This window comes from Cupriavidus sp. UGS-1 (assembly GCF_021213615.1).
Classification (GTDB): Bacteria; Pseudomonadota; Gammaproteobacteria; order Burkholderiales; family Burkholderiaceae; genus Cupriavidus.
In genome coordinates this window covers 53,901-72,818 of sequence record NZ_JAJQJF010000014.1, presented here as the reverse complement: position 1 = coordinate 72,818, position 18,918 = coordinate 53,901, and the positions used below count along the sequence as shown (strand labels likewise).

Genomic DNA, 18,918 nt, shown 5'->3' with positions numbered 1-18,918 from the left:
CGCCGATGCCGGCGTGCGCCACAAACCGTTGGAACCGATTCATGTCGCAACCCCTGACCGATTCGCTGCTGATCGAACTGTTCACCGAAGAGCTGCCGCCGAAGGCGCTGGCACGCCTGGGCGAGGCCTTTGCCCAGGGCCTGTTCGCCGGCCTGGCCGAGCGCGGCCTGCTCGATGACGGCAGCACGGTGACGCCGTACGCGACGCCGCGCCGCCTGGCCGCGCTGATCAGCGGCGTGCGCCAGAGCGCGCCGGACCGCGAGCAGCGCGAGAAGGTGCTGCCGGTGTCGGTGGCGCTCGACGCGGCCGGCGAGCCGACCGCGCCGCTGGCCAAGAAGCTGGCCGCGCTGGCCAAATCGGTCGGCGCCGATTCGATCGACTGGCAGACGCTGGAGCGCGCCTCCGACGGCAAGGCCGAGGCGCTGTTCTACCGCTACACCGCGCGTGGCGCGGTGCTGGCCGACGGCCTGCAGGCCGCGCTGGACGAGACCATCGGCAAGCTGCCGATCCCGAAGGTGATGAGCTACCAGCGCCCGGACGGCAGCACCGTCAACTTCGTGCGTCCGGCCCACCGGCTGATCGCGCTGCATGGCGACAAGGTCGTGCCGGTCTCCGCGCTCGGGCTGGCCGCGGGCCAGCGCACGCTGGGCCACCGCTTCCTGTCCGCCGGCGAGATCGAGATCCCGCACGCCAAGCGCTACGCCGCCGTGCTCGAGGACCAGGGCAAGGTGCTGGCCAGCTATGCCCAGCGGCGCGAGCGCATCCGCGAGGGGCTGCTGGCCGCCGCCGGCGCCGATCGCGTGATCATGCCCGAGGCGCTGCTCGACGAGGTCAATGCGCTGGTCGAATGGCCGGTGGTCTACGCCTGCCATTTCGAGCAGGCCTTCCTCGCCGTGCCGCAGGAGTGCCTGATCCTGACGATGCAGACCAACCAGAAGTACTTCGCGCTGACCGACGCCAACGGGCAGCTGCGCAACCGCTTCCTGATCGTGTCGAACCTGGCCACCGACACGCCGCAGTCGATCATCGGCGGCAACGAGCGCGTGGTGCGCCCGCGCCTGGCCGACGCCAAGTTCTTCTTCGACCAGGACCGCAAGAAGACGCTGGCCTCGCGCGTGCCGCAGCTGGCCAACGTGGTCTATCACAACAAGATCGGCACCCAGCTCGACCGCGTGCAGCGGCTGCAGCAGATCGCCGGCCATATCGCCGATGCGCTGGCCAAGGCGGGCGTGCCGGTCGACAAGGCGGCGGCGATGCGCGGCGCGGAACTCGCCAAGGCCGACCTGCTGACCGATATGGTCGGCGAATTCCCCGAACTGCAGGGCACGATGGGGACCTACTACGCACGCCACGACGACGAGGCCGAGGAAGTCGCGCTGGCCTGCTCCGAACACTACCGTCCGCGCTTTGCCGGCGATGCGCTGCCGTCGAACCCGGTCAGCATCGCGGTCGCGCTGGCCGACAAGCTCGAGACGCTGGTCGGCATCTGGGGCATCGGCCTGCAGCCGACCGGCGAGAAGGATCCGTTCGCGCTGCGCCGCCATGCGCTGGGCATCCTGCGCATGCTGGTCGAGACGCCGCTGCCGGTGGGCATCGACGCGCTGCTGGCGCTGACCGAGCAGGCCTTTGCCGGCGTGCCGGCGGTCAAGCCCGCGCGCGAGGACATCACCGACTTCCTGTACGACCGCCTGCGCGGCTATCTGAAGGACAAGGGCTACACCACCAACGAGGTGGAGGCGGTGGTCAGCCTGCGCCCGCAGCGGCTCGACGACATCCTTGGCCGCATGGAAGCGGTGCGCACCTTCGCCGCGCTGCCCGAGGCGGACGCGCTGGCGGCCGCCAACAAGCGGATCACGAATATCCTGCGCAAGAATACCGAGGCGGTCGGCGAGGTCGCGCCGGCGCTGTTCCAGGAAGACGCCGAAGGCGCGCTGCACGCCGCCATCGACAGCGTGCGGCCCGGGGTCGAGGCGGCGTTCGCGCGCGGCGACTTCACCGCCGCGCTGCGCGACCTGGCCCGGCTGCGCGACGCGGTGGACCGCTTCTTCGACGGCGTGATGGTGATGGCCGAGGATGCGCAGCTGCGCGCCAACCGCCTCGCCCTGCTGGCCTCGCTGCATGCGCTGGCCAACCGCGTCGCCGACATCTCGAAGCTGGCCGCCTGATCGGCCGCGCCCTGCACGGACGCACCGCACCAGCCGCACCGACCGTACCCGTTACCGAAGCGCCGCCATGCCGCAGACACCGCCCAAATTCGTGATCCTGGACCGCGATGGGGTCATCAACCTCGACAGCGACCAGTTCATCAAGACGCCGGACGAATGGATTCCAATCCCCGGCAGCCTGGAAGCGATCGCCGCGCTGAACGAGGCCGGCTACCGCGTCGTGGTCGCCAGCAACCAGTCCGGCATCGGCCGCGGCCTGTTCGAGATGAGCGCGCTGAACGCGATGCACGAGAAGATGTACAAGGCGCTGGCGCGCCTGGGCGGCCGCGTCGAGGCGATCTTCTTCTGCCCGCACACCGCCGCGGACGCGTGCGACTGCCGCAAACCCAAGCCCGGCCTGATCCAGCAGGCCGCGCAACGCTTCGGCATCGAACTGCGCGGCGTGCCGATCGTCGGCGATTCGCTGCGCGACCTGGAGGCCGGCGTCGCCCTCGGCTGCGCGCCGCACCTGGTGCGCACCGGCAAGGGCGAAGGCACGCTGGCCAAGGGCGGCCTGCCGCCCGGCACGCTGGTCCACGACGATCTGCGCGCGTTCTCGCGCTGGCTGCTCGAAGGCGATGGCGCGCGGCACGGCGCCGCGGCGGCCTCGCACGCGGGCGCGGCGGCCGTGGCATCCGCCGGCCGCGCCACGTCTCCGGTTGACTCGACGAACCCTCGATGATCTTTCTACGCTCCCTGCTGTTCGCGTTGTACCTGCTGGTACTGACGCCTCCCTACGCCTGCGCCTGCTTCCTGGCCTTCCCGTTCATGAGCGCCAACCGGCGCTACCGCTTCGTGCGCGGCTGGCCGAAGCTGGTGATCGGCGCCGCCTGGCTGATCTGCGGCATCCGCTACCGCATCGAAGGCGGCGAACACCTGCAGGCCATGATCGACAAGCCGGTGGTGCTGCTGTCCAAGCACCAGTCGGCGTGGGAGACCGTGGCGCTGGTGGCGACGATGCCCAAGCCGCTGTGCTTCGTCTTCAAGCGCGAGCTGCTGTTCGTGCCGTTCTTCGGCTGGGCGCTCGGCATGCTGAAGATGGTCCATATCAACCGCAAGGACGGTTCGCGGGCGTTCGCCTCCGCCGTGCGCCAGGGCCGCGAGCGGCTCGCCGAGGGCGCCTGGATCATCATGTTCCCGGAAGGCACGCGCACCCCGGCCGGCATGGAAAACCCGCGCTACAAGAGCGGCGGGGCCCGCCTGGCGGTCGAGACCGGCGCCTCGGTGATTCCGATCGCCGTCAATTCCGGCCGCCTGTGGCCGCGCAACTCGTTCCTGAAGTACCCCGGCACCATCACGATCTCGATCGGCCCGCCGCTGTCGTCGGCCCACAAGACCGCCGACATGCTGAACCAGGAGGTCGAGCAATGGATCGAGCGCGACATGCGCCGCATCGATCCGGAGAGCTATCTCCGAGGGCAGCCTGCATGAAGCCGGCCCGCCGCGCCCCGGAACCCGTGGACGGCCAGATGGAGCTGCCGCTGATGGACTGCGGCGCCGGCACGTCGGGCTCGCGGCCACCAGCCAGCGCGCTGGACGGCACCACGTCGGCCGGCCCGGCCACGGCGCCGTGGCCGGCGCCGCAGCCCAACGCCCGGCTGCTGCGGCTGGGCGAACGTCCGCTGCACTACACGCTGAAGCGTTCGTCCCGGCGCACCATCGGCTTCGTCATCGACGACCGCGGACTGTCGATCACCGCGCCGCGCTGGGTCACGATCGCCGACATCGAAGCGGCCATCGCCGAGAAACAGCGCTGGATCTTCGGCAAGCTGGCCGAATGGCAACAGCGCGATGCGCAGCGCGTGCTGCCGGCGGTGCAGTGGCGCGACGGCGCGACGCTGCCCTTCCTCGGCAAGCCGATCACGCTGCGGCTGGACTCGCCGACCGGCACGCTACTGTTCGATGGGCAGGCGCGCGTGCTGCATCTGGCGCTGCCCGAGCAGGCCGACGAACAGCAGATCAAGGACCGCGTGCAGGCGTGGCTGCAGCACCAGGCCAAGCGCCTGCTGGCCGAGCGGCTCGATATCTATGCGGAGAAGCTCGGCGTGCGGCATCGCGCCTTCGCGCTGAGCTCGGCCAATACGCGCTGGGGCAGCTGCACCGCCGACGGCAAGATCCGGCTGAGCTGGCGGCTGATGCATTTCCCGTTGTCGGTGATCGACTATGTGGCCGCGCACGAGCTGGCGCACCTGAAGGAAATGAACCACAGTCCGCGCTTCTGGGACACGGTGGCATCGATCTTCCCCGAGTTCCGCGACGCGCGCGCGCAATTGCGCAGCCATCCGCCGGAAGCGTTGCCGGCGTTCTGACGCGGCGGGCACCGGCGGCGTCCCCTCGGATCGCTGCGCCGATCCGTTCTACACTAACGCCTTTCCCGCAACACCTGCGTGGAACCCCGCAGTACCCCCCAACAAGACGTCAATAGAACATCCCCAACAGAGGCTCATCATGCGACTCCTCCACACCATGCTCCGTGTCGGCGACCTGCAGCGCTCGATCGATTTCTACACCCGCGTGCTCGGCATGCAACTGCTGCGCGAGAGCGACAATCCCGAATACAAGTACCGGCTCGCCTTCGTCGGCTACGGCCCCGAGAGCGAAACCGCGGTGCTCGAGCTGACCTACAACTACGGTGTCGACAAGTACGAGATGGGCACCGCCTACGGCCATATCGCGCTGGAGACGGACGATGCCGCCGGCGCCTGCGAGCGCATCCGCGCGGCCGGCGGCAAGGTCACGCGCGAGGCGGGCCCGGTGAAGGGCGGCACCACGGTGATCGCCTTCGTCGAAGACCCGGACGGCTACAAGATCGAGCTGATCGAACGCAACTCGACGCGCGACGCCAGCCGGCCCTAACGGGCTATCCGGGCCCCCAGGGCCTCGGGGCTGCGCCGTCCGCGCACCGCGGCGAGGCGCGGTCTCAAAGGATGGTGCAAACGCTCTTGCCGTTCGCCACGCGACGCATGTTGCTTTCGAGCTGATAGTCCCTGACGGTCGCGCCCTTGCCGTCCACCATGTCGGTCCGCGCCCCCGCCACGATGATCTTGAAGATGAAGCCCGGCGGCTGGTCGCTCATATGCGCGTACATCAGTGGCGTGCGGCCCAGCGTATCGCGGCCATTGATGTTGCCGCCGGCATCGCGCAAGCTCTTGACGATGTCCAGGTATCCGTCCGACGCCGCCACCATCATCGGCGAGGTGCCGGCATCGTCGCGGACATCCGGGTCGGCGCCGTAGGCCACCAACTGCTGCACGGCACGCAGCTGGCCCAACGCGGCGGCCAGATGCAGCGCCGTGATGCCTAGTGGGCCCCGGGCATCGACGGGAACGCCATGGAGCAGCAAGCGCGCGAACGGCGCGTCCGCGCCGAGCGCTATCGCGGTCATCAACGGCGTCATGCCCATGGCGGGCTCCGCTTGTTCGAGCACGGCGCGGTTGTCGACCGCCGCCGCCAGGTCGATCAGCGCGCAGGCCACGCGCGGCGCCTTGTTGCGCAAGGCCAGCTGCAACAGGTCCAGCCCGTCCTTGATCGGCATGTCGAGGCTCCAGTCGGCGCTGGTCACCAGATGCCGCACGGCGGCCGCATCGTCGGCCTCGATTCCTGACAGCACGCTGGTCCGAAATCCATTCATCCAGTCGACCAGGGCGTCTTCCAGCGCCGGCAGGATCGCCGCATGGCCGAGTGCCGGCGCGCCCCCCACGTCCTTGCCGAGCTCCAGCGCGCTCCTGCCGTGCCGGTTCGGCTTGCCGAGGGCGCCGAGCCCGATGCCGCCGCCGTACCAGCGCCCGTGGTCCAGCAACGACTGCACCACCGCGGGCATGGTCGGACGCAGACCCAGCGCCAGGTGCATGCAGTTGTCGCCGTCGCGATTGGCGATGGCGGGATCGGCCCGATGGGCGAGCAGCGTATTGATCAGCGCCGGTTCGCAACGCGACTGGATCGCGGTGTGCAACGGCGTGTTGCCCTGCTCGTCGCGCCAGCCAATGGCGGCCGGTTCGCGCTGAAGCCACTCGCGCACCGCCGGGCCGTCGTGGCGCCGCAGCGCCAGTGTCAGTTCGCGGCCTGCGTGGTGGGGGTCGGCGCTGCCGGTGCGTTCATCGCTGGTGGCGCGGCGCGCGCCGTGAACGGTGTCGGGTACGGGGCCGGACTGGAACAGCGGGACCTGGCTCGTGATACGGCTAGCATGCATGCTGCGCTCCTTTGCGGTTGAGAGATCGCGCGACGCGGCCCTGGGCCGGTCGCGGCGCGATTCTCATCCGCGCCGGAAGGCGCGCTTTAGCATTCGGGTGGAGTTCTTGCGCAGGCCGGCGACACAGCGCGCGGACACAGTGCGCCGACACAGTGTGCCGACTGCAGCGGCCCGCGGAGGGAAGAAAAGGGAAGAAAAATCGGGCTTACCCGCCGATGCGATTGGCCAGCTCGACGTACTCTGCCACCGGCACCTCTTCGGCGCGGCGGCCCAGGTCGAAGCCAATCGCGTCGAAGTCGACGTGATCGCGCAGCATCGACAGCGTGTTGCGCAGCACCTTGCGGCGCTGTGAAAACGCCGCGGTGACCAGGTCGCCCAGCACCGTCATGTCGCACGCGGCGTACGGCGAGCGCAGCCGGCCGTCCTCGTGGCGCGGCCACGGAATCATCCGCACCACCGCGGAATCGACCTTGGGCGGCGGATTGAACGACTCCGGCGGCACGTCGAGCACGTACTCCATGTGGTAGCGCACCTGCAGCATGATCGACAGCCGGCCGAAGGCCTTGCTGCCCGGCTCGGCCACCATCCGCTCGACCACCTCCTTCTGCAGCATGAAATGCTGGTCGCGCACGTGATCGGCGAACTCCATCAGATGGAACAGCAGCGGGCTCGAGATGTTGTACGGCAGATTGCCGACGATGCGCAGCGGGCGTCCGGGCTGCTTCAGCTGGTCGAAATCGAAGGCGAGCGCATCGCCCGCGTGGATCGTCATGCGGTCGCCGTAGCGGCGGCGCAGCCGTTCGACCAGATCGCGGTCCAGCTCGACCACGTGCAGATGATCGAGCCGCTCCAGCAGCGGCTCGGTCAGCGCGCCCAGGCCGGGGCCGATCTCGACGACCAGGTCGCCGGCGTGCGGGTCGATGGCATTGACGATGCCGTGGATGATGCTGTCGTCGACCAGGAAGTTCTGGCCGAATCGCTTGCGGGCCGTATGGCCCTGGTGCACAGGGGAACGCATCGATGTCTCTTCAGTGTCCGGCCGGCGGGTCGCCGCGCAGGTCCTGCGCGGCATGGCCGACCATGCCGATCGCGCAGCGGATCGCCTCGATCATGCTGCCGTGTTCGGCGCGGCCCGTGGCGGCCAGATCGAGCGCGGTGCCGTGATCGACCGAGGTGCGGATGAACGGCAGGCCGAGCGTGATATTGACACCATGGCCGAAGGTGCCGTATTTCAGCGGCGCCAGGCCCTGATCATGGTACATCGCCAGGACGCAGTCGGCGTCGCGCAGCAGCCGCGGCTGGAACAGCGTGTCGGCCGGATAGGGGCCGCGCGCGTCGATGCCCGCCTCGCGCGCCTTGGCCAGCGCCGGCGCGATGATGTCGATCTCCTCGCGGCCGAGGTGGCCGCTCTCGCCCGCGTGCGGGTTCAGGCCGGTCACCAGGATGCGGGGATGGGCCAGCCCGAAACGCCGCCGCAGATCGGTGTCGACGATCGTCAGCGTCTCGAGCAGCATCGGCACGTCCAGCGCATCGGGCACGGCGCGCAGCGGCAGATGCGTGGTGGCCAGCGCCACGCGCAGCATCGCATTGGCATGCGCGGGCTGGGGGCCGGCCAGCATCATCACCACGCGCGCGACGCCGGCCCGTTCCGCCAGATATTCGGTATGGCCGGTAAAGGGCACACCGGCGTCATTGATCGTGCTCTTCTGCACCGGCGCGGTGACCACCGCCGCATAGCGCGCGGGCTGCCCCGGCGGCGGCTGCAGGCCGGCCAGCGCCGCATCGAGCAGCGCCAGCACATGGCGGCCGTTGCGCGCGTCGAGCACACCCGGCTGGCATGGCACCGCCAGCGGAATATCGTCGACGACGACCTCGCCCGCAACGAGCTTGTCCTGCCATGCCTGCGCCAATCCGAGCACCGCGGCGCGCTCGGCCAGCAGCCGCGCGTCGCCGAGCACATGGAAGCGCGGACCCGCCTTCCCGCCCGCCAGCTCCAGCACCGCCCGGATCGTGATGTCCGGACCGATGCCGGCCGGCTCGCCGGTCGTGATCGCGATCGGCACCGATGCGGCCGGATCCGATACATCGGATGGGGCGGAGGGTGTGGCAGACGGCGCGGTCATCGTGGTGGCGAAACGGTTCCCGTGGCGGGAGCCCTGGTGGGACCCTTAGCGGGTCGCCTCGCGGTTGGTCCGGTATTCGACATAGGCGGCCTCGCGCAACTGGCGCAGCCAATCCTCGTAGGCGGCGCGCAGCTTCTGCTCGCGCACCTCGGCGCGGGCGAAGTCGCGCTGCTTCTCCGGCGACACCTCGACCTCGCGGCGGTTGTCGACCTGGATCAGGTGCACGCCGAACTGGCTGGTGACCGGCTCGGATACTTCGCCCGGGCGCAGGCGGTTCATCGCCTGCTCGAACTCGGGGACCAGCTCGCCGGGCGACACCCAGCCGAGTTCGCCGCCGTTCTGCGCCGAACCGTCCTGCGAATAGCGCTTGGCGATATCGGCGAAGCTGGTGCCGTGCTGGATGCGGTCGCGCAGCGTCGACAGCTGGCGGCGCGCCTCGGCCTCGGGCATGTTCGGGCCGGTGCGGATCAGGATATGGCGCACCTGCGTCTGCGTGATGCGGCTGGGCGCGGCATCGCCGCCGGCGGGCGCGGTGCGCTTGCCGGCGAGCTTCAGCACATGGAAGCCGGCCGGGCTTTCGACGACCTCGGGCACCACCTTGCCGGGCTGCAGATCGAGCACGGCGTTGGCGAACTGCGCGGGCAGGCGGCCGATTTCGCGATAGCCGAGCGAACCGCCCTTGGCACCCTCGGCGCCGTCCGAATTGTTCTGCGCCAGCTGCGCGAAGTCCGCGCCGCCCTGGGCCTGCTTCAGCAGCCCCTCGGCCTTGGCGCGCAGCTGCGCCTTCTGCGCGTCGCTGGCGCCCTCCGGCACGCGCACGAAGATCTGCGCGACGTCATATTGCGCCTCGCCGGTCGGCGCGGCGCCGCTGCGTGCGGCGCGCGCGGCCAGGTAGTTGTCGATCTCGCCGTCGAACACCTGCACCTTGGAATCGACCTCGCGCTCGCGCAGCCGGATCACCTGCACCTGCTTGCGCAGTTCGCTGCGGTACTTGTCCCACGTCATGCCGCTGCGGTCGACCTGCGCGCGCAGGTCGGACACGCTGATGCGGTTCTGCTGCGCGACCGATTCGATCGCGCGGTCGACTTCCTGGTCGGTCACGCGGATGCCGGCGTCCTGCGCGGCCTGGGTCTGCACCCGCTCCATCACCAGCCGTTCCAGCACTTCGCCGAGCAGTTCCTCGCGCGGCGGAATCGGGCGGCCGGCGGTGCGCAGCTGGTTCTCGATCTCGTCGGCGCTATCGAGCAGCTCGCGCCGCGTGATCACGGTGTTGTTGACGATCGCCACCACCTCGTCGACCAGCTGCGAGCGGCCGGTGCGCTGCCCCGAGCCCAGACGCGGCTGGGTCGGCGAGGTCGGCGGCGTGGCCTGGGAACCTTGCGGCACGAAGATGCCGGTGGCGCGCGGCGCGGAGCCGGACCCACCAGGTGCCTTCAGCTGCGCGGCCGCCGGAACGGCCGCGCAGGCGAGCAATGCGGACAGCACGATGCCGCGCGAACGCCGCGACGATGCCGCGGCAACGGAAAATACGGAGACTGCTTGACGCTTCATCATGGTCCGTCATTCGTAATGGTCGAACTGGGTCTGAGGGATCGGCGCGGCCGAGACAGGCTCGTAGCCAGGCACGTTCAACCTCATGATATCCAGCGGATTGGAGCCGATCTTCGACAGGCCGCGGAACTCCACCTGCAGAAACACGCGGCCGGTGTAGCCCTGCGTGGTATTGCGGAATCGCTGGTAAGCGACCCGGCCGACCCAGCAGTCGGCGGCATATTCGAGCCCCAGCAGCGTATCGACCAGCTGGTTGGCGCTCATGTCGTAGGCGACACGCCCGATGCCGTAGGTCCGCCGCGTGATCGGCCACTGGCTCGAGATCTCGAACTGGTCGATCGCGGTATTGTCGGTGACCGTGGTCGGACGCCGGTAGCGATAGCCGACATTGAGCAGCTTGCGCGGCTCCGGCCGCCACGCGAACGCGATGTTCGACTGGATCACGCGGTCGTTTTCCGGGTTGTACTGCATCCCGGCATTGATGTAGTAGCCGCGGAACAGCTGGATGGTGGTGGCGCCCAGCAGGTCCGAATAGCCCTTCTCCGCATCGTCGAGCGTGCCGGTCAACTGCACGCGCTGGCCGCTCATGTCGAAGCGCTGCGCCAGCGTACCACGGAAGCGTTCGATGCCCGTCTCGGACTCGATCAGTCGGGTGGTCACGCCCGCGGTCAGCTTGTTGTTGTCGGCGATGCGGTCGTAGCCGGTAAACGGGTTCTCGCTGAAGATCTGGCCGTAGCCAAAGTCCGACTGCACCGTGTCGAACAGCGGGAACGCGCTCTGGTCGCGGAACGGCGTGTAGACGTAGAACAGCCGCGGCTCCAGCGTCTGCAGGTACTTGGTGCCGAACAGCCGGCTGATGGTCGGCGCGTCGCGCTCGAACGTCATGCCGCTGTCGATGCTGAAGGTCGGCACCGAGCGCGTCAGCGTGTTGTTGGCCCCCGGCGTGTTGGTCGACGGCTCCATCTGGTACTGGGCCGCGTTGAACATGACCTTGGGCGTCACGAACCAGCCCGGGCGCACGATCGGATAGCTGATCGATGGCTGGATGAACACGCGCTCGCCCTGCGGCTGCTGGAAGCCGGTGGTCGTCAGCGGGATGCGGAAGCGCGTGTAGTCGGCCTCGATCTGCACGTCGAAGCCGCCCCAGTTGTAGCGCGTGAACTTGCCGTTCAACTGCGGCACGCGCTCATAGGTTGGCTGGCTCGGCGCCAGCGTCTGGAAGGTCTGCACCCGCGCCAGCAGCGAGAAGTCCTGCCAGTTGTAGGTGACCCCGCCCTCCTGCGTGTACTGCCGCAGCGTCGACTGCGCGACCGTGCGCGTCAGGTCGTCCGGATAGCGGTCGTCCGATACCCGGTTCAGGTTCACATAGGCGTTCAGGCCCTTGGCCAGGTTCTGCGTATGCTGGATCGAGTACAGCCAGCGGTCCGAGTTGGTCTTCTGGTCGTTCGGCAGGAACTCGCCGCGGATCCGGCCCGCGTAGCCGTTGCCGATATAGCGGAAGTCGCCGCCCAGTTGCACGCCGCGCTCGCTCATCACGCGCGGATACAGCGTCAGGTCGCGGTTCGGCGCGATGTTGAAGTAGTACGGCACCGTCAGGTCGAAGCCCGAACGGGAGCTGTAGGCCATCAGCGGCGCCAGGAAGCCGCTGCGGCGCTCGTCGGTCAGCGGGAAGGTCACCGCCGGCGCCGCCAGGATCGGCACGTCGAAGAAGCGCAGCACGGCGCCGTGCGCGGTGCCGACCTGGCGGTCGCTGTCCAGATCGAGCTGGCGCGCGCTGAAATACCAGTCCGCGTTGTCCGGCGAACAGGTGGTATAGGTGGCGCGCTGGATGGTGCTCTCGTTCTTGTTCAGGAAGTCGATGCGCTCGGCCGTGCCCGAACCGCCGGTCTGCTGGAAGTAGTAGTCCGGCGACAGCATGTAGCCTTCGTTGGCCTCGACGCGCAGCTTCGCCTCGGGGCCGACCGCCAGCGTGCCTTCGCGCGAGAGCCGGACATTGCCGGTCGCCAGCGCCTCGTCGCTGTCCTGGTCGTAGGTCAGCTTGTCGGCCTTGATCACCGCGCCGTCGCTGCGCAGTTCGGCATTGCCCTGCAGTTCCAGCCCGCGCTCGTTGTAGCCGGTCATGCTGTCGCCGGAGACATAGGTCGGCGCGCTGGGATCGCTCGGCGCGCCGCGCCAGGTGGCCGGCTCCGACAGATAGGGGATCAGTTCGCCGGGGCGCGGCGGCTGGCGCGGGTCGGCCGCCTCGGCCGTCGGCTCCGCAGCCGGCAGCGCGGGAATCGCCGAGCCGACCGCCTGGCCTTGCGCATGGGCGCCCAGCGACCAGCCGGCCATGGCCAGCACCAGCGGGCGCAGGGCCCGGACTGGCCGGCGCGCGGGCTGGCGGCCCGGCGCCTGGATTGCGGTGTGATTCGGTGATCGTTGTTGTTCGGTCATGCGTCGGGTCGTCGGTCGGACGGCGGGACGGTTGCGCGGAACCGCCGCAGCCACCGTCCAAACAGGCTGCCAGGCACAGGACGGCCCACCCGGGAGCCGCCCGGCGCCCGGGTCTGGTCGGGTATTATACGGGGCAACTTATCGACCCTTTCCGGCATGGCAGCACTTCCCCTCGACCCGCGCCAGGACCAGCTCAAAGCGTGGGTGTCCGGACTCGCTCCGGATTGGTCCATCGATCCCGAATCGTGCGTACCGGCATCGGCCGACGCCAGCTTCCGCCGCTACTTCCGCCTGCGCACCGACAACCCGGCGCATCCGACCGTGATCGCGATGGATGCGCCGCCCGCCCGCGAGGACTGCCGCCCCTTCATCCATGTCGCCGCGCTGTTCGGCGAGGCCGGCGTCACCGTGCCGACCGTGCTGGCGCAGGATCTGTCGCAGGGCTTCCTGCTGCTGGCCGACCTGGGCAACACCACCTATCTGTCGAAGCTGGACATCACGACCGCGCGCACGCTGTACGGCGACGCCGCCGCGGCGCTGGTCAGGATCCAGGCCGCGACCCGGCCCGGCACGCTGCCGGCCTATGACCGCGAGCTGCTGCAGCGCGAGCTGGACCTGTTCCCGCAGTGGTACGTGGCGCGCCATCTCGGCGTGGAGCTCGATGCGGGCCAGCAGGCGGACCTGACCGAGGTCATGCAGACGCTGCTGGCCAACAACCTGGCCCAGCCCCAGGTCTACGTGCACCGCGACTACCATTCGCGCAACCTGATGGTGCTCGACGGGGAGGACAAACGCGGCAACCCCGGCATCCTCGACTTCCAGGACGCCGTGATCGGCCCGATCACCTACGACGCGGTCTCGCTGTGGCGCGACGCCTATATCGAATGGGACGAGGAGCTGCAGCTGGACTGGCTGATCCGCTATTGGGAACGCGCCCGCAAGGCGAGCCTGCCGGTGGCGGCCGACTTCGGTGACTTCTATCGGGACTTCGAATGGATGGGCCTGCAGCGCCATCTGAAGGTGCTCGGCATCTTCGCGCGGCTCTACCACCGCGACGGCAAGGACGGCTACCTCGCCAACATGCCGCTGGTGCTGAAGTACGCGCGCGCGGTGGCCGGCCGCTACGGCGAGCTGCGCAAGCTGGTGCGCCTGTTCGATACGCTCGAAGGCGTCGAGCGCCCGGCCGGCTACACCTTCTGATGGATCCTGCCAGCAGCCCTACCCGGCGCGGCGAATGGTGGGCCGGCGTGCGCGCGCTGTCGCCGATGCTGCTGGGCGTGGTGCCGTTCGGCCTGATCTACGGCGTGCTGGCGGTCGGCGCCGGCATGCCCGCGTGGCTGGCCTGCGCGATGAGCGCGATCGTGTTCGGCGGCGCCTCGCAGATGATCCTGACCCAACTGTGGGCGGCGGGCACGCCGGCGGCGATCGTCGCCACCACGGTGGCGATGGTCAATCTGCGCCACGCGCTCTACTCCGCCACCGTCGCGCCCGCGCTGGCGCATCTGCCGCGCCGCTGGAAGGCGCTGATCGCCTATCTGCTGACCGACGAGGCCTTTGCCGCGATGACGCGGCGGCTCGGCGACGACCCGGCGCAACGGCGCTACCGCCACTGGTACTTCTTCGGCGCGGGCGTCGCGCTGTGGACCAGCTGGCAGCTGTCGACGCTGGCCGGCGTGCTGGTCGGCGCGCAGGTGCCGCGCCACTGGCCGCTGGACTTCTTCCTGCCGCTGACCTTCATCGCCATCATCGTGCCCGGCCTGAAGCATCGCTCGCACGTCGCCGCGGCGGTGACCGCCAGCGTGTTGGCGGTGCTGTGCTTTGGCGTGCCGCACAAGCTCGGCCTGATGGCCGCCGCGCTGGGCGGCATCGCGGTCGGCATGCTGCTGCTGCCGCGCCGCAGCGGCCCCGCCGGCAAGGAGCACGCCGCATGAGCCCGTGGATGCTGCTCGGCGTGATGGCGGCCGCGGGCCTGGCGACCTATCTGATCCGCCTGTCGTTTATCGCCGTCGAAGGCAAGGTGCGCCTGCCCGCGTGGTTCCGCACCGCGCTGCAGTTCGTGCCGGCGGCGATGCTGTCGGCGCTCATCGCGCCCGACCTGCTGATGCGCGATGGCCAGCTTGCCATCGGCCTCGACAATGCCCGCCTGATCGCCGGCGTGGTCGCCATCGCGATCGCCGCGCGCACGCGCAGCGTCGGCTGGACCATCGCCGGCGGCATGGCCACCCTGCTCGTCCTGGAGACCCTGATTTGAAAGCGATGATCTTCGCCGCCGGACGCGGCGAGCGCATGCGCCCGCTGACCGATGGCTGCCCGAAGCCGCTGCTGCAGGTCGGCGGCAAGCCGCTGATCGTCTGGACCATCGAGGCGCTGGCCCGCGCGGGCCTGACCGACATCGTCATCAACCATGCCTGGCTCGGCCAGCAGATCGAGTCGGCGCTCGGCGACGGCGGCCGCTTTGGCGTGCGGCTGGCGTACTCGGCCGAGGGCGAGGCGCTCGAGACCGCGGGCGGCATCGCCAAGGCGCTGCCGCTGCTGCGAGATGGCGCCGGCGACGGTGGTGGCGGTGAGAACGGTGGCGGCGGCGAGATCTTCGTCGCGGTATCGGGCGACATCTATTGCGACTACGACTTCCGCGCGCTGTTGCCGCGCGCCGCCGCAATGGCCGGCGCGCCCGAGCCGCGCATGCACCTGGTGATGGTGCCCAATCCGCCGTTCCACCCAGAGGGCGATTTCGCGCTCGGCGCCGACGGCAAGCTGTCGCTGCCCGGCGATGCGCCGCTGGCCGATGGCGCCGCCCGCCTGACCTTCGGCAATATCGGCCTGTACGACACCCGCACCTTCGCCGGCATCGCGCCTGGGCAGAAGGTCGCGATGACGCCGTTCTACCGCGCCGCCATCGCGGCGGGCCTGGCCACCGGCGAGCGCTTCGCCGGCCGCTGGGAGAACGTGGGCACGCCGGCGCAGCTGGCCGCGCTGGACGCCGCGCTGTCGCGGTAGGGGCTCGCCGCGGTCGCCAATGCTGTCGTCCCCGCGAACGCGGGGACCCAGCGGCTTGAACAGCGGTCCCGGAAGTCACTGGGTCCCCGCCAGCGCGGGGACGACGGGGAGATGGCATGGCCGGTTTGCCTGGCGCGCCGGCCAACGCCAGTTACGACGGCGTTAGAATCGGGCCATTGCCCACTGCCTGCCCGATGCGAGTCGGTCCCCTCATGTCCGCACCAGATTCCGCCCTTCTCCAGGCCTGTCGCGCGCGCCGCGCCCGCGTGCTCGATCACCTGCGCGCCGCCGGCGGCGGCGTCGCGATCCTGCCCACGGCACCGGAAGCGATGCGCAACCGCGACAGCGACTTCCCGTACCGGCACGACAGCTACTTCTATTACTTGAGCGGCTTCACCGAGCCCGAGGCGGTGCTGGTGCTGATCGCCGCGCCGGCCGGCGGCAGCGACCGCAGCATCCTGTTCTGCCGCCCCAAGCACGAAGAACGCGAGATCTGGGACGGCTTCCGCTACGGCCCCGAAGCCGCGCGCGAGGTGTTCGGCTTCGACGAGGCGCACTCGATCGAGGAGATCGACGCGCAGCTGCCGCAGCTGCTGGCCAACCAGAATCTGATCGCCTATCCGCTGGCCGCGTCGACCCGCATCGACATGCAGGTGCGCCGCTGGCTCGATGCCGTGCGCACGCAGGGCCGCGCCGGCGTGGTGGCGCCATCCAGCGCGCTCGATATCCGCACGCTGCTCGACGAGATGCGGCTGTTCAAGGACGCCGGCGAACTCGGCATCATGCGCCGCGCCGCACAGATCTCGGCGCAGGCGCATGTGCGTGCGATGCAGGCCAGCCGCGCCGGGCTGCGCGAATACCATCTGGAAGCCGAGCTGCTGTACGAATTCCGCCGCAACGGCGCGCAGAGCGTCGCCTACAACTCGATCGTCGCCGCCGGTCCCAATGCCTGCGTGCTGCACTATCGCGCGGGCCCCGCCGAACTGCGTGACGGCGACCTGTGCCTGATCGACGCCGGCTGCGAACTGGACGGCTACGCGTCCGATATCACGCGCACCTTCCCGGTGTCGGGCCGCTTCTCGCCGGCGCAGCGCGAGCTCTACGATCTGGTGCTGGCCGCGCAGCAGGCCGCCATCGACGAGACGCGCGCCGGCGTGCCGTACAACGTGCCGCATGACGCGGCGGTGCGGGTGCTCGCGCAGGGCATGCTCGACACCGGCCTGCTGGACCGCGGCAAGGAAGGCGGCGTCGACGACGTGATCGCCAGCGGCAGCTATCGCCGTTTCTACATGCATCGCACCGGCCATTGGCTCGGCATGGACGTGCACGACGTCGGCGAGTACCGCGTGCCCGGCCCCGCACCGGCCGAGGGCGAGCGCCCGTGGCGGCCGCTCGAGGCGGGCATGGTGCTGACGATCGAGCCCGGCATCTACGTCCGGCCGGCCGAGGACGTGCCGGAGCGCTACTGGCATATCGGCATCCGCATCGAGGACGACGCGGTGGTCACGGCCGGCGGCCCCTGTGAATTGATGACCCGCGGCGTCCCGGTCGACGCCGACGAGATCGAGGCGCTGATGCGCGAACGGAGTGAGAAGTGATGGTCAGCTGGTTGAGAAAACTGTTCGGCAGTGCGGATAACAACGCCACGGCGTCGCGGACGCAGACGGAGCCGGAACAGCCGTTCATCGTCAATCTGTTCGACGACCGCGTGGTGGTGCATCGTCCCGACGGCCAGCGCGAAGAACTCGAATGGCGGGCGCTGGAGCGCGTGGTAGCGCGCGTATCGCGGCGCGCACCGTGGACCGGCAGGGCCTGGCTGATCCTGGTCGGCGAGGAACGGCCCGACGGCCGCCAGCAAGGCTGCGTGACGCCGCTCGACGCGGTCAACCACGAGGCGCTGCTGTCGCGCCTGCGCGCGTTGCCTGGCTTCGATCAGGCCCTGCTCGACAACGCGCTGCGCGATGCCCGCAACGGCAGGACGCGCGAGGACGTGGTGTGCTGGCAGCGCGGCGATGCCGCAGTGAGCGGTGCCAATGCCGGAGGTGCCAACGATGACCCAGCCCACCCCTGAACCGCACGGCGACGCCTGCGATATCGCCATCGTCGGCGGCGGCCCGGTGGGCCTCGCGCTGGCCTGCCGGCTGCTGCAGACCAGCCCCTGGCGCATCGCGCTGCTCGACGCCGCCACGCCGGCGCGCGCCGCCCGCGATCCGCGCGCGATCGCGCTGTCGCATGGCAGCCGCGATCTGCTGGCCCAGCTCGATGCATGGCCCGCGGCGGCGACGCCGATCGAGCACATCCATGTGTCGCAACGCGGCCGCTTCGGCCACGTCAAGCTGCATCACGACGACTACGGCATCCCGGCGCTCGGCTACGTGGTCCGCTACGGCGATCTGTGCGCGGCGCTCGAACACGCGCTCGGGCGCACCGGCGGCCAGCAGCGGCTGGTGCGGGCGTTCGACACGCGCATCGATGCGATCGACCAGATTGAGGAGCGCGATGCGCGCGCGGTCCGCGAGTCACGGCACGGTCCCGCCGGGGCCGCGTCCGAGGCCGTCGCCGCCGGCTCGCCCGATACCGCGCCGGTGCAATTGCGCGGCGCTGGACCCGACGGCCAGCCGGTGCGCCTGGGCGCGCGCCTGGCGGTACAGGCCGAGGGCGGGCTGTTCCATCAGCAGGTGGCGCGCACCGCCGCGGCCGGCGCCAGCGGCACGCGCCGCCGCGACTACGGGCAGACCGCGATCGTCTCGCATGTCGCCTGCAGCCATCCGATGCCCGGCTGGGCATGGGAACGTTTCACCGAACAGGGTCCGCTCGCGTTGCTGCCCCACGACCTGGACGACGATCCGCACGGCGACGGCGGCTCGGGCTATGCGCTGGTCTGGTGCTGCTCTCCCGAAGAGGCGGCGCGGCGCCTCGCGCTGGACGACGCACGCTTCCTCGCCGAGCTGGGCGAGGTCTTCGGTCCGCGCATGGGACGCTTCACCCGCGTCGGCAAGCGCCACGCCTTCCCGCTGGGCCTCAATGCCGCGCAGCTGACCGTCAAGGGCCGGCTGGTGGCGATCGGCAACGCCGCGCAGACCCTGCATCCGGTCGCCGGCCAGGGTCTGAACCTGGGGCTGCGCGATGCGTTCGCGCTGGCCGACGAGCTGCGCACCGCCTGCACGCCGCGGGCGCTGGCCGCCTTCGGCACTCGCCACCGGGTCGACCGCGCGATGACGATCGGCGTCACCGACCTGCTGCCGCGCGTGTTCGGCATCCCCTATCCGCTGGCCGCGCACGCGCGCGGGGCCTCGCTGGCGGCGCTGGCCTGCCTGTCGCCGCTCAAGCACGCGCTGGCGCATCAGATGATCTACGGCATGCGCCGCTAAGCCTGCCGCACAACGCGATGACGAGGATCGGCCCCCGATCGCGCCGATCC

Annotated in this window: 17 protein-coding genes; 12 read left to right on the top strand and 5 right to left on the bottom strand. The window is 70.0% G+C overall.

All coding sequences use genetic code 11. The annotated features are described in order from the left end of the window. Positions 1-41 precede the first annotated feature (41 nt). The 5 genes from glyS to gloA all read left to right on the top strand — a co-directional run bounded on the left by glyS (position 42) and on the right by gloA (position 5,060). The gene (glyS, locus tag LRR16_RS17800; RefSeq protein ID WP_232206711.1) at positions 42-2,165 is read left to right on the top strand and encodes a glycine--tRNA ligase subunit beta; all 2,124 of its coding nucleotides are present in this window, start codon (positions 42-44) and stop codon (positions 2,163-2,165) included. Between the two features lie 67 nt (positions 2,166-2,232). After that, positions 2,233-2,886: a D-glycero-beta-D-manno-heptose 1,7-bisphosphate 7-phosphatase gene (gene gmhB, locus LRR16_RS17795; protein ID WP_082928583.1), complete on the top strand. Its 654-nt coding sequence runs from the start codon at positions 2,233-2,235 to the stop codon at positions 2,884-2,886. Further along, on the top strand, positions 2,883-3,635 hold the full coding sequence (locus tag LRR16_RS17790) for a 1-acyl-sn-glycerol-3-phosphate acyltransferase (RefSeq protein ID WP_006579167.1): 753 nt from the start codon (positions 2,883-2,885) through the stop codon (positions 3,633-3,635). Before gmhB ends, LRR16_RS17790 begins: the two co-directional genes overlap by 4 nt. Further along, complete coding sequence (locus tag LRR16_RS17785) at positions 3,632-4,513, top strand: M48 family metallopeptidase (RefSeq protein ID WP_232206710.1); 882 nt, start codon at positions 3,632-3,634, stop codon at positions 4,511-4,513. The genes LRR16_RS17790 and LRR16_RS17785 overlap by 4 nt, the downstream gene beginning before the upstream one ends. 139 nt (positions 4,514-4,652) lie before the next feature. Beyond that, positions 4,653-5,060, top strand: a complete 408-nt coding sequence (gene gloA, locus LRR16_RS17780) for a lactoylglutathione lyase (protein ID WP_006576854.1) — start codon at positions 4,653-4,655, stop codon at positions 5,058-5,060. Positions 5,061-5,124: 64 nt separating this feature from the next. Here gloA and LRR16_RS17775 read toward each other — a convergent pair whose 3' ends face one another. The 5 genes from LRR16_RS17775 to LRR16_RS17755 form a co-directional block, all read right to left on the bottom strand. Further along, a complete protein-coding gene (locus LRR16_RS17775; protein ID WP_232206709.1) occupies positions 5,125-6,393 on the bottom strand; it encodes an ankyrin repeat domain-containing protein in 1,269 nt (422 codons plus the stop codon). A gap of 205 nt (positions 6,394-6,598) precedes the next feature. Beyond that, positions 6,599-7,411, bottom strand: a complete 813-nt coding sequence (gene rsmA, locus LRR16_RS17770) for a 16S rRNA (adenine(1518)-N(6)/adenine(1519)-N(6))-dimethyltransferase RsmA (protein WP_053823188.1) — start codon at positions 7,409-7,411, stop codon at positions 6,599-6,601. A gap of 10 nt (positions 7,412-7,421) precedes the next feature. Then, positions 7,422-8,516 carry a 4-hydroxythreonine-4-phosphate dehydrogenase PdxA gene (gene pdxA / locus LRR16_RS17765; RefSeq protein ID WP_232206708.1) on the bottom strand — a complete coding sequence of 365 codons (1,095 nt, stop codon included), beginning with the start codon at positions 8,514-8,516 and terminating at the stop codon, positions 7,422-7,424. Between the two features lie 45 nt (positions 8,517-8,561). Further along, entirely contained in the window at positions 8,562-10,067 is a 1,506-nt protein-coding gene (locus LRR16_RS17760; protein ID WP_006576858.1) for a peptidylprolyl isomerase, read from the bottom strand. A gap of 9 nt (positions 10,068-10,076) precedes the next feature. Next, a complete protein-coding gene (locus tag LRR16_RS17755; protein ID WP_232206707.1) occupies positions 10,077-12,500 on the bottom strand; it encodes an LPS-assembly protein LptD in 2,424 nt (807 codons plus the stop codon). Positions 12,501-12,656: 156 nt separating this feature from the next. Here LRR16_RS17755 and LRR16_RS17750 point away from each other — a divergent pair, with 156 nt between their 5' ends. The 7 genes from LRR16_RS17750 (at position 12,657) to LRR16_RS17720 (ending at position 18,868) form a co-directional block, all read left to right on the top strand. Next, positions 12,657-13,700 (top strand): aminoglycoside phosphotransferase family protein, encoded by a 1,044-nt coding sequence (locus LRR16_RS17750; protein WP_023264254.1) that lies wholly within the window; start codon positions 12,657-12,659, stop codon positions 13,698-13,700. Further along, positions 13,700-14,431 (top strand): AzlC family ABC transporter permease, encoded by a 732-nt coding sequence (locus tag LRR16_RS17745; RefSeq protein ID WP_064576454.1) that lies wholly within the window; start codon positions 13,700-13,702, stop codon positions 14,429-14,431. The genes LRR16_RS17750 and LRR16_RS17745 overlap by 1 nt, the downstream gene beginning before the upstream one ends. Next, a complete protein-coding gene (locus LRR16_RS17740) occupies positions 14,428-14,751 on the top strand; it encodes an AzlD domain-containing protein (protein WP_043439412.1) in 324 nt (107 codons plus the stop codon). Before LRR16_RS17745 ends, LRR16_RS17740 begins: the two co-directional genes overlap by 4 nt. Next, complete coding sequence (gene murU, locus LRR16_RS17735) at positions 14,748-15,497, top strand: N-acetylmuramate alpha-1-phosphate uridylyltransferase MurU (protein ID WP_232206706.1); 750 nt, start codon at positions 14,748-14,750, stop codon at positions 15,495-15,497. The genes LRR16_RS17740 and murU overlap by 4 nt, the downstream gene beginning before the upstream one ends. 212 nt (positions 15,498-15,709) lie before the next feature. Then, positions 15,710-17,095, top strand: coding sequence for an aminopeptidase P N-terminal domain-containing protein (locus LRR16_RS17730; protein WP_064576456.1), 1,386 nt, complete (start codon positions 15,710-15,712; stop codon positions 17,093-17,095). Next, positions 17,095-17,568, top strand: coding sequence for a hypothetical protein (locus tag LRR16_RS17725; RefSeq protein ID WP_232206705.1), 474 nt, complete (start codon positions 17,095-17,097; stop codon positions 17,566-17,568). The genes LRR16_RS17730 and LRR16_RS17725 overlap by 1 nt, the downstream gene beginning before the upstream one ends. Beyond that, entirely contained in the window at positions 17,549-18,868 is a 1,320-nt protein-coding gene (locus LRR16_RS17720) for a UbiH/UbiF/VisC/COQ6 family ubiquinone biosynthesis hydroxylase (protein ID WP_232206704.1), read from the top strand. The genes LRR16_RS17725 and LRR16_RS17720 overlap by 20 nt, the downstream gene beginning before the upstream one ends. The last annotated feature ends 50 nt before the right edge of the window (positions 18,869-18,918 follow it).